Genomic DNA, 12,935 nt, shown 5'->3' with positions numbered 1-12,935 from the left:
CCCCCACCGGCTCCGGCCCCGTGTCCTGCGGGGCCGGAGCCGGTGGGGGGACGGTTCCGGTGACGTGCATGGGGTGGTGCGCCTCTCGTCGAACTGGTGCCCGGGATCGCCGGGCCGGAGCCATGGTCGGACATCACGTCCGATCCCGCCAAATCGGGCGTAATCGTCCTGCGAGAAGCGGTCCCGCTCCGGAAAAGGTGCACCGTGAGGGCTTCGGAACGGGCGATCGTCCGGCGTGGGGGGGCCTGGTACCCGGTGAACCGGCCGGAGAGGCGGAGTCAGCCGAGGGGTTCCGCCGGCTCGGGGGCGAGGAACCGGTCGCGGCGGGCGGCGACGAAGTCCCCCACGGCCTGGGCCGGTACGCCCGTCACCCGCTCGACGTCGTCGGTGACCCGGTCGTAGCGGTTCTGCTGGTGCAGCCGGCACATGGTGACGATGTGGTCCTCGATGTGCGGGGGCAGCCCCGCCCGGGAGAGGACCTCGTCCCGCCACCGCTCCAGGGGCACGTCCAGGTAGACGACGGACCGGCCGAGCGCCCGCGAGTACTCCCCGGCCATCTCCGTCATGTCCATCGCCCGCGGACCGGTCAGCTCGTAGACGTGGTCCAGGTGGCTGTGCCGGTCGGCCGGCAGCGCGGCCACGACCCGGGCGACGTCGGCGACCGCGACGGGGGACATACGGCCGCTGCCGAAGGGCAGGGCGAGCGTGCCGTCCGTCCGGATCGACCGGGCGGCGAGGTCCGTGAAGAGCGGATTGTCGAGGAACGAGGTGGGCCGGACGTGCACCACGGGCAGGCCCGACCAGTCGAGCACCTGCTCGGCCAGCCAGTGCAGGCGCTGCTGGTGCGACTCGTCGGTGCTGGTGGCCGTCATCTGCGACACCGTCATCTGGGACAGGCCGACGAGGACGTCCAGGTCGCCGTACTCCCGGGCCACGCTCGCCACGACGGTGGCGGCCAGCAGGTGGTCACGGGACACCGGCATGGCGAAGTACATGCGGTCCATGTCCCACAGGGCCGCGGCGACGGTCTCGGGCCGGGTGAGGTCGCCGAGGACCACCTCCGCGCCGAGCCGGCGCAGCGCCGCCGCCCGATCGTCGTCGCGGCGGACCAGGACGCGTACCGGCACCCCGTCCGCGCACAGGCGTTCGATCACCGTGCGGCCCACACCGCCGGCTCCGGTGACGAGGACGGGCTGAGAAGGCATGATCGGCCTCCCTCCGGCCCGGCCGGCCCGCCGCGCGCCCGTCGGCATCCGTCCGGTGCCGGAAACCGCCCGGCGCACGGCGCGGTTCCGGCGGGCCCGGTATCGAGGATGTGACCAGCTTCGCACGGGCGGCCCGGCCCTTCGCGCCGGGCGCCGGCGGGTCGGCCGCCGATCCCTGAGAAAAATCTTCGGCGGTGATGTCGAGAACCCGCGTCCGGCTCCGTCCCCGGTGTGAACGCGACGACAATGGGTCGCACCAGCACGAGGAGAGAACCGTCATGGCCAAGTACCTGTTGCTGAAGCACTACCGCGGCGCCCCGGCCCCGGTGAACGACGTCCCCATGGACCAGTGGACCCCTCAGGAGATCTCGGCCCATGTGCGGTACATGAACGACTTCGCCGCCCGGCTGGAGAAGACCGGCGAGTTCGTCGACGGCCAGGCGCTCGCACCCGAGGGATCGTGGGTGCGGTACGACGGCGAGGGGCGCCCGCCGGTGACCGACGGGCCGTTCGCCGAGACCAAGGACCTCATCGCCGGCTGGATGGTGATCGACGTCGACAGCCACGAGCGCGCCGTCGAACTGGCCGGGGAGCTGTCGGCCGCGCCCGGCGCGGGCGGCCGGCCGATCCACGAGTGGCTGGAGGTGCGGCCCTTCCTCACCGCGCACCCCACCGTCACCGAGTGACCTCGCCGATGGACGAGGCGCTGACGATGGACGAGGCGCTGCTGAGGGCGCTCACCCCGCGCGTCCTCGCGATCCTCGGCCGCCGCGGAGCCGGCTTCGCGGCGGCCGAGGACGCGGTGCAGGACGCGCTGGTGGAGGCGGTGCGCGTGTGGCCGGACGACCCGCCGCGCGATCCGCAGGGCTGGCTGGTCACCGTGGCCTGGCGCCGGTTCCTCGACGCGACGCGGGCGGACACCGCGCGGCGCAGGCGTGAGGACCGGGCCGAGGAGGAGCCGCCGCCCGGCCCCGCGCCCTCGGTGGACGACACGCTCCAGCTGTACTTCCTGTGCGCCCACCCGTCGCTGACGCCGGCGTCCGCGGTCGCGCTCACCCTGCGGGCGGTGGGCGGCCTGACCACGCGTCAGATCGCGCAGGCGTACGTGGTGCCGGAGGCGACCATGGCGCAACGCATCAGCCGCGCGAAGCGCACCGTCTCCGGTGTGCGGTTCGACCGTCCGGGGGACGTGTCCACGGTGCTGCGGGTGCTGTACCTGGCGTTCAACGAGGGTTACTCGGGCGATGTGGACCTGGCGGCCGAGGCGATCCGGCTCACCCGGCAGCTCGCGGCCGTGATCGACCACCCGGAGGTGGCGGGGCTGCTCTCCCTCATGCTGCTCCACCACGCGCGGCGGGCGGCCCGTACCGCGCCCGACGGGAGTCTGGTGCCGCTCGCCGAGCAGGACCGGAGCCGGTGGGACACGGGTCTGATCGCCGAGGGCGTCGGCATCCTCCAGGCGGCCCTGGCCCGTGACCGGCTGGGCGAGTTCCAGGCGCAGGCCGCCGTCGCGGCACTGCACGCGGACGCGCCGAGAGCGGAGGAGACGGACTGGACGCAGATCGTCGAGTGGTACGACGAACTGGTCCGGCTCACCGGCAGCCCGGTGGTGCGGCTCAACCGCGCGGTGGCCGTCGGCGAGGCGGACGGGCCGCGGGCGGGGCTCGCGGAACTCGCGCGACTGGACGACTCGCTGCCCCGGTACGCGGCGGTCGCGGCGTACCTCCACGAGCGCGACGGCGACGCGGGGACGGCGGCGGCGCTGTACGCGGAGGCCGCGCTCAAGGCGTCCAACCTCGCCGAACGCGACCATCTGACGCGCCAGGCGGCCCGGTTGAACACGCGGGGAGGGCGGCGGTCGGGCGTCGAGGGCGGCGACGCGTGAGCCGGCGTGCGCGACGGGGCCGCTCCGTTCGACCTGGCGGCGTCATGGGGTCACGCTGGAAGGAGGTCTTCCGCACAGGGCACAGGGGGCCTCGATGAGAGCGGTACGAGCTCACGACCGTGACGCACCCGTGGACAGTCTGGTCGCGGAGGAGACCCCGTACCCGTACGCGGGCGAGGGCGACGTCGTCGTGAAGGTCCGGGCGGCCTGCTTCACACCCGGCGAACTGACCTGGCCGGCCTCGTGGGTCGACCGGGCCGGCCGGCCGCGGTCCCCCGTCGTGCCGGGTCACGAGGTGTCGGGGGAGGTCGCGGAGGTGGCGCTCGGCACCACCGGACTGTCCGTCGGCCAGCGGGTGACCGGCCTCACCGACTGGAACCGCGACGGCACCCTCGCCGAGTACGTGGCGGTGGAGGCGCGCAATCTGACGCCGCTGCCCGCGGACGTCGACCCGGTGCGGGCGGCTGCCCTGCCGATGCCGGGACTGACCGCCTGGCAGGGGCTGTTCGTGCACGGCCGGCTCCGGACCGGGCAGAGCGTCCTCGTGCACGGAGCGGGAGGGGGGGTGGGAATGGCAGCCACGCAGCTCGCCCGTGACGCCGGAGCGCGTGTCCTCGGTTCGGGCCGCGCGAAGAGCAGGGACCTGGTGCTGGAACTGGGCGCGGAGGAGTTCGTCGACCTGGAACAGCCGGCGTGGGAGGAAGCCGTGGGCCTCGTCGACCTCGTGTTCGACGCCGTCGGAGGGACGGTGCTCGACCGCTCGGCCGCCGTCCTCAGAGCGGGAGGCGCCCTCATCAGCATCTCCCGCCCGCCGACCGTGCGGCCCGAGGACGGCCTGGCGATGTACTTCATCGTCGAGCCCGACCGCAGTCATCTCGCGCAGGTCGTCGACCGTCACCGGCAGGGCCGGCTGCGGCCCCTGGTGGGCAGCGTCCGTCCGCTCGCCGAGGCGCCGGACGCGCTGCGCACCAAGTCCGGTACGGCCGGCAAGACCGTCATCGCCGTCGAGTGACGCCAAGGCGCCGCACCCGTCGGGGCGGGGGTTCCGCCACGACGGAAAGCAGTCACTCTCATGGATCTCAAGCTCGAACTCATCGTGCTGCCCGTGTCGGACGTCGACCGGGCCAAGGCCTTCTACGAGGCCATGGGCTTCCGGCTCGACCTCGACAAGACGGCCGGCGAGGAGTGGAGGGCCGTGCACTTCACCCCGCCCGGTTCGGAATGCTCCGTCATCTTCGGCAAGGGACTCACGTCCGTGCCGCCCGGCTCCGCGCAGGGCATGTACCTCGTCGTCGACGACATCGAGAAGAGCCGCGCGGAACTCGTCGACCGGGGCATCGAGGTGAGCGAGGTCTTCCACGACGCGAACGCCGTCTTCCACCACGGCCACGGCGGCGGGGACTTCACCCACGACCCCGCCCAGGGCCAGGGCCGGCTGCCGGGTCTCCACCCGGACCGGATGTCCTACGGCTCCTTCGCCACCTTCAGCGACCCGGACGGCAACGGCTGGGTGCTCCAGGAGGTGCGGCAGCGGCTCCCCGGCCGCTGACAGGCGGCGACGCCGAGCGGCGCCGACACCGGCCGCGTCAACTCCAAGGGCAACTCCGGGCGGCCGTCGTCCCGTTCATCCGGGGCGACGGCCGTCACCCCGAGGTGCTCGGTCCGCGGCTCGGCCTGTGCTCAGCCCGCGGCCGCCGGGAGCCGCAGGTAGTCCAGGCCGCTCGCGTCCAGCCACAGGTGGCCCGGGGAGCGGACCATGCGCAGCAGCACGTCCTCGCACCCGGGGCAGCGCAGCACCGTTCCGGGGCCGCCGAGGTAGGCGTGTGCCTCGGCCAGCCGCATCCGCCGGCCGCAGCCCTGGCACTGTCCGGAGGCCGTGGTCATGTCGGCGCCGAACAGCGACTCGAGGTCGCCGGCGGCGGCGTTGCCGTCGAGGAAGCCGGGTTCGCTGGTCATGGGGCGGGGTCCCTTCCGTCGTCCGCCGGGGCACTCGTCCGCCGGCGTCGCTCATCCGCCGGGCCCGAAGCGTTCGGTCCTGATGCGGCGGGGGTCGTGGCCGAGTGCCACGAGCAGACCGGCCGCCGTCTCCACGAACCCGGTGGATCCGCAGACGTAGCAGGCCGGTTCGAAGTCCGGCGGCCACCCGCCGGCGGACAGATCGTTCGCGGTGACGCGCCCGGGCGGCCGCGGCCAGCCGTCCGGTGCGGAGCGGCTGTAGAGGAGGGTCTTGTCGAGCCCCGGGTCCTGTGTCCGCAGGTCCGGGACGAACAACTGCGACGCGGGGTCGCGGAGGCTGTACACCAGGCGGAAGGGGACGCGGTTGCCGAGGGCGCGCCGGGTGCGGATCATCGCCATCAGCGGTACCAGGCCGGAGCCGCCGGCGACGAGCAGGACCGGTTCCTTCTGCTCGTCGGGCCGCCACACGAACCAGCCGCCGACCGGCCCGCGCAGCTCGACCCGGTCCCCCGCCTCCATGACGTCCGCCAGGTACGGGGAGACCTCGCCGTCGTCGATCCGTTCGACGGTCAGCTCCACGCGTTCCCCGTCGGGCGCGGAGGCGATGGAGTAGCTGCGCTCCGTGCTGTAGCCGTCCTCCGCGGTGAGCCGCACGTCGACGTGCTGCCCGGGCAGGTGGCCCGGCCAGCCGGGGACGTCGAAGACGAGGGTGCGCGCGGTGTCGGACTCGTCGTGCCGGCCGGTGAGGCGGGCCTCCAGCCAGCGCAGCCGCGCGCCTAGTCGCCCTGGTACCGCTGCTCGCGCCATGGGTCACCGTAGTCGTGGTAGCCGACGGACTCCCAGAAGCCGCGTTCCTCCTCGTCCAGCAGCTGGATGCCGCGCACCCACTTCGCGGACTTCCAGAAGTACAGGTGGGGGACGAGCAGGCGGGCGGGGCCGCCGTGTTCCGCGGGGAGTTCCTCGTCGTCGTAGCGGTGGACGATCCACGCCTTGCCGTCGAGGAGGTCCTCGACGGGGATGTTGGTGGTGTAGTCGCCGTAGGAGCGGACGAGGGCGTACTCGGCGCCGGACTCGACGTTCTCGAGGAGCACGTCGAGGGAGACGCCCTGCCATCGGGTGCCGAACTTGGACCACTTGGTCACGCAGTGGATGTCGACGGTGGGCGTCTCTGACGGCAGGGCCATCAGCTCCTGCCAGTTCCACCGGTACCGGACGCCGGTCTCGGTGCGGACGGTGAACTCCCAGTCGTCGAGGCTCACCGCGGGGGTGGGTCCGGCGGACAGGACGGGGAAGCCGGTGGTCTCGTACTGGCCCGGCGGGAGTTCGTGTCCCTTGTCCCGTGCCCGGCCGTGGAATCCGCGCGAAATGACGGCCATGTCGCATCCCCACTCTCGGAAGAGGGCGGTTCCCATTGTTCAGGAGTCGCCGCGGCCCGGCATCTCGGCGGGAGCGTCGCCGGTGCGCAGGGAAGCCGGGCGCGGGAGCGTCGCCGGGCGCGGAGGGTCAGCCGCGTGCGACCGCCGCCTCGATCCGGTCGAGGTGGGCGTCGAGGATGTCCTCGAAGGCGGCGCGGCGGTCCGCGCTCAGCGGGCGGACGTCGCGGGCGAAGTGCGCGAGTGCCGGGAAGCGCTCGGGGTCGGCGCCCAGGACCGCGACGCGGAACAGTTCGAGGCCCTGTTCCCGTTCCTCGGGTGTCACGGTGCCGATGCCGGCGTCGGAGGAGATCAGCGCGACGAGGAGCACCGCGAGGCGGTGGTAGCGCGCAGGGATCTCCTCGTCGGGCACGCCGGCGGCGCGCAGGGCCTGGAGCACCTCCTCCATGACCAGACGGGAGCCGGCGCCGCTGGAGGCGTAGCGACCCCATACCGCGGCGAGCTGCGGCTGCCGGGCGAAGGCGTCCCTGATGCGCAGGGCGAGGGTGGTGAGGCGAGCGCGCCAGTCGCCCTCGGGGCGGTAGCCGTCCAGGGCGGTGAGGAGGGTGCGGTCGGCGACGGCGCGCAGCAGTTCGGTTTTGCTGCGGAAGTGGCGGTAGAGGCTGGAGGAGTCGGTGCCGAGCACCGCGGCGAGCCTGCGCACGCTGAACGCGTCGGCGTCGTCCGTGCGCAGCAGCTCGGCCGCCGCGTCCAGGATCTCCTCGGTCGACCAGCGCCTTCGGCCTGCCATCGCTTCCCTTCCGCCGTGCTGTCCGGCTCCAGCCTAACTTATGCACTTGGTGCTGCACGCACCGCGTGCATAATGGGGACATGGAGGCCGGGCGGTGCCGCACGGGGTCGTTCGGCAGCAAAGCCGGAAGGAGGCACGTCATGGGACAGGGTGAAAGGCGTCCGGATCCGGCGGCGCTGGACGCCGCCCTCGAGGCCGTGCACCGCGCGGGAGTGCCGGGGGTGTTCGCGGAGGTGCGGGACGGCGACCGGGTGTGGCGGGGCGCCGCCGGGGTCGCCGACGTGGAGACGGGCCGTCCCGTCACCGCCCGTCTGCGGCACCGGGTCGGCAGCGTCACCAAGACCTTCACCGCGGCCGCGGTGCTGCAGCAGGTGGAGGCGGGCACGGTCGGCCTCGACGTGCCGGTGTCGCGGTACCTGCCCGGTCTGGTACCGGGAGAGCGCGGTGACGCGATCACGGTGCGGATGCTGCTCAACCACACCAGCGGACTCGCCGAGTACCTCCCGTACGCCTATCCGTCGTTGAAGGCGTTCCCCGCGCTCGACCGGACGGGGCCGGAGAGTCTGGAGGAGCTGCAGTTCAAGCGGTTCGACCCGGTCGAGCTGATCGGCATGGGGGTGGCCGCTCCCCCGGTCGGCGTGCCGGGCGGCACGCCCGGGGTGTACTCCAACACCAACTACCTGCTGCTGGGGCAGCTGTTGGAGAAGGTGACGGGGCTGCCGGCCGAGCGCTGCATCGCCCGTGACGTCATCGGGCCGGCGGGGCTGCGGGGCTGCGGGGCTGCGGGACACCGAACTCGCCGTCGGGGCGCACGTCGAGGGGCCGCACGCGCGGCTCTACGAGGCGTGGTTCGGCATGATCGACCCGCCGCGCGACCACAGCGTCCACGACATGTCGTGGGTGGGCCCCTCGGCGTCGCTGATCTCGACGGTCGCGGACCTCAACCGGTTCTACGCGCTGCTGCTGGCCGGGGAGATCGTCGCCCCGTCCTCACTGGCGGAGATGCGGCGCACCGTCCCGGTGATCTCCCAGGAGGGCAGGACCATCGACTACGGCCTCGGCCTGCACCCGCTGGAGCCGCTGAGCCCGGGGCAGGACCCGTACTGGGGGCACGGCGGCACGGTGTGGGGCGGCGGGACGCTGGCGATGGCCCGCGCCGACGGCGGCCGGCAGTGGTGCGTCGCCGTCAACCTCCAGCGCTGGAACGAGCTCGACGCGTCCGGCCGTCCGAGGCCGCACGCGATCGACGCGGCGCTGGCGGCCTTCCACCGGCTGGCGGCGAACGGCTGAGCGGCCCGGGGGACGTGGCGGGCCCACCCCGGCCGGGGTCAGGGCCCGTCAACTCCCGCGCGGCGGCCGGACGGCCGGTCCTCACACGCTGCTGACACCCCCGTCGCCTACCCTCGGTGCAGGACGCACCGACACAGGCGGTGCGGGTGGGTGTCGAGGTCGAGGAGGCGGGGGTGCTCGGTAGAGGCGCGTGGCTGGTCGCGGGAGCCGTCGCCGTGACGTGCATGCTGCTCCTCGGCCCCAGTACGCCCGCCGGCGCCCCGTTCGCCCGGACGGTGCCGGTCGACGCCGCGAAGGACGTGGTGCCCAACCGGGTCATGACGTGGAACCTGTGCAATCCCTGTGAGGAGAGCAACGTCGACCGGGCCGCGGAGATCGCCGCGTACGCGCCGCAGGTCGTCGGCCTCCAGGAGGCGTGCGTCCGGGACGTCGAACGGATCAGGGACCACCTGGCGAATCTGCACGGGCTGGAGTACCACGTCGCGTACGGCCCGGTGCTGCGCAACTGGAGCCGCTGCGGCGGCCTTCCGTGGAAGCCGGGGGGTTACGGGCAGGCGCTGCTGTCGGCCGCGCCGATGACCGACGTCGTCACGGAGGAGTACCCGGACGGCGGCTCGGAGGACCGCGGGTACATCGCCGTCACGACCGAGGTCGCCGGGCAGACCGTACGGGTCTTCAACACGCATCTGGCGCAACGGCGTCAGGAGTCGGTGCGCGAGGGGCAGACCGCGGTGCTCGCCCCGCAGGTCGCCCGGTACGAACGGGCCCTCGTGCTCGGCGACTTCAACGCCGTGCCGGACGCCCCCGAACTCGCCCCGATCTGGGCGCTCGCCGAGGACACCGACGCCGGGTGCCGGCCGCCGGCCGCCGGCGCCTGCGAGCCGACGACGGACTGGCAGACCAAGTACGACTACGTGTTCCTGCGCGGGCTTTCGGCGCTGGGGCACGAGGTGCGGCCCAGCCGGTATTCCGATCACCATCTGCTGCACACCGACGTCACCGCGCGCTGATTCCCTTAAAAGTTTTGTTAGTGGGCGCGATTCGCGGATACACGTTCGACGAACCGACGTCAAAGGAGTCAGTGATGGGCATTATCGCTTGGATTTTCATCGGTCTGATCGCCGGCGCGATCGCCAAGGCGCTCATGCCGGGCAAGGACCCGGGCGGCATCATCATCACCATGCTCATCGGCATCGCGGGCGGTCTGCTCGGCGGCTTCCTCGGCAAGGTGATGTTCGGGGTGGATTCGATCGACGGTTTCTTCGACCTGTCGACGTGGATCGCGGCCATCATCGGCTCCGTCATTCTCCTCGCCCTGTACCGGGTTTTCACCGGCCGCAGTCGCCGTGGCGGTCACGCCCACGCCTAAAGGCGATTCGAGTGGTGTGAGGTGACACCCCGCAGGCGTACGCCTGCCACGCGGAAGGCCCCCGTCTGCGGACGGGGGCCTTCCGCGTGTGCGTTCACTCCGGGTCGCGGCCGGTGCGGGGGTCGGTGCGGAGGTGGGCGCGGACGCCCTGGAGGCCGAAGAGGACGAGGAGTTCGACCGCCTTCCCGTCGGCGCTGCCCAGCCAGTGCGGCAGGGAGGTGTCGAACTCCGCGGCCTCGCCCGCCGACAGGGTCAGGTCACGCTCGCCGACGAGGAGCCGCAGACGGCCGGTGAGGACGTAGAGCCACTCATACCCCTCGTGGGTCTGCGGCGTCGGCTGGGCCGGCTCCTTCCGCGCCGGGATGATCATCTTGAAGGCGTGCACCCCGCCGGGCCGGCGGGACAGCGGCACGAAGGTCATCCCGAACCGGTTCACCGGCTTCAGATGGATCCGCGGGTCGCCGGCGCGCGGCGCCCCCACCAGATCGTCCAGCGGCACGTCGTACGTGCGGGACAGCGGCAGCAGCAGTTCGAGCGTCGCCCTGCGCTGTCCGCTCTCCAGGCGGGACAGGGTGCTCTCGGACACGCCGGTGACGGCCGCCACGTCGGCCAGCGTCAGCCCGCGTTCCCGGCGCAGCGCGCGCAGCCGCGGGCCCACGGCGTCCAGCACCTCGTCGTCCGTCCTGCCGTCCATCGGGCCAGCTTGCCACAACGGCAAGCCCGCGTGCCGGAACGGTGGCCGGCTGCCGAGACTGGGCGCATCGAAGGCAACCTGAGGGAGTTCACGATGAGCAGCACCGATGCGGTCACGTTCTGGGACGGCGTCCACGCCGCCCGCCCCGCGACGGCCGCCCCGTCCCCCAACGTCCGGCTGACGGAGACGGTCACGGAACTGCCGCCCGGCGACGCCCTGGACCTGGGCTGCGGCAACGGCGGCGACGCGCTGTGGCTGGCGCGCCAGGGCTGGCGGGTCACCGCGGCCGACATCTCGGCCGTCGCGGTCGAACGGCTCACCGCCCTGGCCCGCGCCCACGGCGTTCACGACCGGGTCGCCGCCGTACGGCTGGACCTGCGCACGGCGTTCCCCGCCGGTACGTTCGACCTGGTCACCACCCACTACCTGCACACCCCGTACGACCTGGACCGGTCGGCCGTGCTGCGCGCGGCCGCCCACGCGCTGCGGCCGGGCGGGCGCCTGCTGGTCGTGGACCACGGCTCCACCGCGCCCTGGTCGTGGAACCAGGACCCCGACATCCGCTTCCCGAGCCCCCGTGAGGTCGCCGCGGGCATCGGGCTCGACCCCGCGGTGTGGACGGTGGAACGGGCCGACGCGCCCCGTCACCTCGCGACCGGCCCGGACGGCAGCACGGCCGAGGTGACCGACCATGTCCTGCTCGTCCGCCGGGCCGGGTGAGGGTCAGGACACGGGCGTCGCGGTGAGGAAGTCACGGATCTCGTGGACGACGCGGCCGGGCGCGTCCTCCATGAGGAAGTGGCCGGCGTCGGGCACGACGACGAGTTCGGCCCCGGGGATGTCGTCGCGCAGGCGCTCCGCGTAGTGGACGGGCTGCCACTGGTCCTCCGCGCCCCACAGGATGCGCACCGGCATCGTGAGTTCCGCGAGCCGGCCGGCGATCTCCTGGGTGTAGCGCGCGTCGTAGTGGCGCACCTGGTGCTCGAAGAAGGAGGTGCGGCCGAGCCGTGACGCATGGGGGGCGAGGTACGCACGCAGGACGTCACCGCTCATCCGCGACGTGTCGGCGACCGTCATGGAGAGCTGACGGGTCAGCAGGGCGTCGAACTCCTCCTGCGGCAGGGCCGCGTACGAGTCCAGCTCCTCGTCGATGATCCGGCGCCAGGTGGGCGAGGGCCAGGAGTCGTAGCTCACCGAGTCCATGATCATCAGGCGCTGTACCCGGCCGGGGTGGGCGAGGGCGAAGCGCAGGGCGACGGCTCCCCCGATGTCGTGCGCCACCAGGCTCACTTCCTCGACGCCGAGGGCGTCGAGGAGGTGCCCGAACAGGTCGGTCTGGCCGGCGACGGAGGTGTCCCGGCGGGCCGGGCGTTCGGAGAGGCCGTAGCCCAGCAGGTCGTACACGATGACGCGGTGGCCGGCCGCCTCGATGTGGGGGACGACGTCGCGCCACTCGTAGGAGTGGGAGGGCGTGCCGTGGAGGAAGACGACCGGCTCTCCGCTTCCACTGTCGCGGTAGGCCAGCCGTACTCCGTCGACGACGACGTGGTCGGTCAGGAACGACATGGTGCCCTCCTCGGGGCCGGGGCGGTGGAACGTCGGCGAGGGCGCCGACCGTCCCGTAGACTAGGTAGACCAGTCTACCCAGTGAGGGGTGCGCCATGTCGGCAGAGCAGGACTCGGCGGGAACGGCCGGACCGGGGAGGCGACGGCCGGCGCGGGAGCGGATACTGCGGGCGGCGGCGCGGCGCTTCTACCAGGAGGGCGTGACCGCCACGGGCATCGACACCATCACCGCCGAGGCCGGGGTGGCGAAGATGAGCCTCTACAACAACTTCTCCTCCAAGGCGGACCTCGTCAGGGCCTACCTGGACGACCGGCACGAGGACTGGCTGGTGCGGTACCGGGAGCGTGTGGGCGCGGAACCGGACCCCCGCGACGGCGTGCTGGGCGTCTTCGACACCTACATCGACGGCGCGGACGCCCCTCCCACGGGCCGCTTCCGGGGGTGCGGACTGCTCAACGCCGCCGCGGAGATGCCCGCCGGACACGAGGGGCGGGCGCAGGTCCGCCGGCAGAAGGAGGAGGTGGAGCGGATGATCGCGGATCATGTCACGGCGCTGCTGCCCGGCCGTCCCGACGCCGCCCGGGCCACGGCACGGCAGATCGCCTTCCTGCTGGAGGGGGCGATGGTGCGGGCGGGCCTGGAGGGCGACAGCCGCTGCCTGCGGGACGCGCGCGCGATGGCGGAGCGGCTGCTGGACCAGGCGTGATGCGACGGTGTGGTCGGTGGGTCAGGCGCTGCGGGACAGGGGCGAGGCGGAGTCCTGAGTCGCCGGCTGGAGGCGGCGCGGGTCGCCGGCGGTCACCGGA

The 12,935-nt window shown here is 73.0% G+C and carries 16 protein-coding genes and 1 pseudogene; 10 read left to right on the top strand and 7 right to left on the bottom strand.

The features are described 5' to 3' along the window. Window positions 1-278 precede the first annotated feature (278 nt). Complete coding sequence (locus CCN29_RS16150; protein WP_086682650.1) at window positions 279-1,205, bottom strand: NAD(P)H-binding protein; 927 nt, start codon at window positions 1,203-1,205, stop codon at window positions 279-281. Between the two features lie 278 nt (window positions 1,206-1,483). Between CCN29_RS16150 and CCN29_RS16145 the strand changes: the two genes are divergently transcribed. From CCN29_RS16145 to CCN29_RS16130, 4 genes are all read left to right on the top strand, one after another. After that, window positions 1,484-1,891, top strand: coding sequence for a YciI family protein (locus CCN29_RS16145; RefSeq protein ID WP_006131400.1), 408 nt, complete (start codon window positions 1,484-1,486; stop codon window positions 1,889-1,891). Between the two features lie 26 nt (window positions 1,892-1,917). Then, the gene (locus CCN29_RS16140; RefSeq protein ID WP_086682661.1) at window positions 1,918-3,090 is read left to right on the top strand and encodes an RNA polymerase sigma factor; all 1,173 of its coding nucleotides are present in this window, start codon (window positions 1,918-1,920) and stop codon (window positions 3,088-3,090) included. Window positions 3,091-3,184: 94 nt separating this feature from the next. Continuing rightward, window positions 3,185-4,102 (top strand): NADP-dependent oxidoreductase, encoded by a 918-nt coding sequence (locus tag CCN29_RS16135; protein WP_086682647.1) that lies wholly within the window; start codon window positions 3,185-3,187, stop codon window positions 4,100-4,102. A 60-nt stretch (window positions 4,103-4,162) separates the two neighbouring features. Next, window positions 4,163-4,639 carry a VOC family protein gene (locus tag CCN29_RS16130; RefSeq protein ID WP_006131402.1) on the top strand — a complete coding sequence of 159 codons (477 nt, stop codon included), beginning with the start codon at window positions 4,163-4,165 and terminating at the stop codon, window positions 4,637-4,639. Between the two features lie 131 nt (window positions 4,640-4,770). Here the strand turns inward: CCN29_RS16130 and CCN29_RS16125 are convergent, their stop codons facing one another. From CCN29_RS16125 to CCN29_RS16110, 4 genes are all read right to left on the bottom strand, one after another. Then, window positions 4,771-5,046, bottom strand: coding sequence for a DUF6510 family protein (locus tag CCN29_RS16125; protein ID WP_031020986.1), 276 nt, complete (start codon window positions 5,044-5,046; stop codon window positions 4,771-4,773). 51 nt (window positions 5,047-5,097) lie between these two features. Next, window positions 5,098-5,853, bottom strand: a complete 756-nt coding sequence (locus CCN29_RS16120; RefSeq protein ID WP_006131404.1) for a ferredoxin reductase — start codon at window positions 5,851-5,853, stop codon at window positions 5,098-5,100. Further along, window positions 5,823-6,422: a sulfite oxidase-like oxidoreductase gene (locus tag CCN29_RS16115; protein WP_006131405.1), complete on the bottom strand. Its 600-nt coding sequence runs from the start codon at window positions 6,420-6,422 to the stop codon at window positions 5,823-5,825. The genes CCN29_RS16120 and CCN29_RS16115 overlap by 31 nt, the downstream gene beginning before the upstream one ends. A 127-nt stretch (window positions 6,423-6,549) precedes the next feature. Beyond that, window positions 6,550-7,209 carry a TetR/AcrR family transcriptional regulator gene (locus CCN29_RS16110; RefSeq protein WP_031020984.1) on the bottom strand — a complete coding sequence of 220 codons (660 nt, stop codon included), beginning with the start codon at window positions 7,207-7,209 and terminating at the stop codon, window positions 6,550-6,552. A gap of 80 nt (window positions 7,210-7,289) precedes the next feature. On the opposite strand from CCN29_RS16110, the pseudogene CCN29_RS35940 reads away from it, so the two are divergent. The 4 genes and pseudogenes from CCN29_RS35940 to CCN29_RS16095 form a co-directional block, all read left to right on the top strand. Further along, a pseudogene (locus CCN29_RS35940) lies at window positions 7,290-7,982 on the top strand (serine hydrolase domain-containing protein); the annotation flags it as partial. Window positions 7,983-8,064: 82 nt separating this feature from the next. After that, on the top strand, window positions 8,065-8,499 hold the full coding sequence (locus CCN29_RS35935; RefSeq protein ID WP_442538387.1) for a serine hydrolase: 435 nt from the start codon (window positions 8,065-8,067) through the stop codon (window positions 8,497-8,499). A gap of 173 nt (window positions 8,500-8,672) precedes the next feature. Further along, on the top strand, window positions 8,673-9,509 hold the full coding sequence (locus tag CCN29_RS16100; RefSeq protein WP_189409020.1) for an endonuclease/exonuclease/phosphatase family protein: 837 nt from the start codon (window positions 8,673-8,675) through the stop codon (window positions 9,507-9,509). Window positions 9,510-9,583: 74 nt separating this feature from the next. Next, entirely contained in the window at window positions 9,584-9,868 is a 285-nt protein-coding gene (locus tag CCN29_RS16095) for a GlsB/YeaQ/YmgE family stress response membrane protein (RefSeq protein ID WP_006131410.1), read from the top strand. A 94-nt stretch (window positions 9,869-9,962) separates the two neighbouring features. On the opposite strand, the gene CCN29_RS16090 is transcribed toward CCN29_RS16095, so the two are convergent. Continuing rightward, the gene (locus CCN29_RS16090; protein WP_086682644.1) at window positions 9,963-10,562 is read right to left on the bottom strand and encodes a helix-turn-helix domain-containing protein; all 600 of its coding nucleotides are present in this window, start codon (window positions 10,560-10,562) and stop codon (window positions 9,963-9,965) included. A gap of 93 nt (window positions 10,563-10,655) precedes the next feature. On the opposite strand from CCN29_RS16090, the gene CCN29_RS16085 reads away from it, so the two are divergent. Further along, a complete protein-coding gene (locus CCN29_RS16085; protein WP_086682641.1) occupies window positions 10,656-11,282 on the top strand; it encodes a class I SAM-dependent methyltransferase in 627 nt (208 codons plus the stop codon). A 3-nt stretch (window positions 11,283-11,285) separates the two neighbouring features. Here CCN29_RS16085 and CCN29_RS16080 read toward each other — a convergent pair whose 3' ends face one another. After that, entirely contained in the window at window positions 11,286-12,128 is an 843-nt protein-coding gene (locus CCN29_RS16080; RefSeq protein WP_006131414.1) for an alpha/beta fold hydrolase, read from the bottom strand. A gap of 95 nt (window positions 12,129-12,223) precedes the next feature. On the opposite strand from CCN29_RS16080, the gene CCN29_RS16075 reads away from it, so the two are divergent. Continuing rightward, the gene (locus CCN29_RS16075; protein ID WP_086682638.1) at window positions 12,224-12,835 is read left to right on the top strand and encodes a TetR/AcrR family transcriptional regulator; all 612 of its coding nucleotides are present in this window, start codon (window positions 12,224-12,226) and stop codon (window positions 12,833-12,835) included. Window positions 12,836-12,935: the final 100 nt, after the last annotated feature.

Origin of the sequence: Streptomyces pseudogriseolus, from assembly GCA_002154585.1 — a bacterium.
Taxonomy (GTDB): domain Bacteria; phylum Actinomycetota; class Actinomycetes; order Streptomycetales; family Streptomycetaceae; genus Streptomyces; species Streptomyces pseudogriseolus.
Note: the sequence above shows the minus strand (reverse complement) of the source record. Positions and strands in the feature narration are given on the sequence as shown.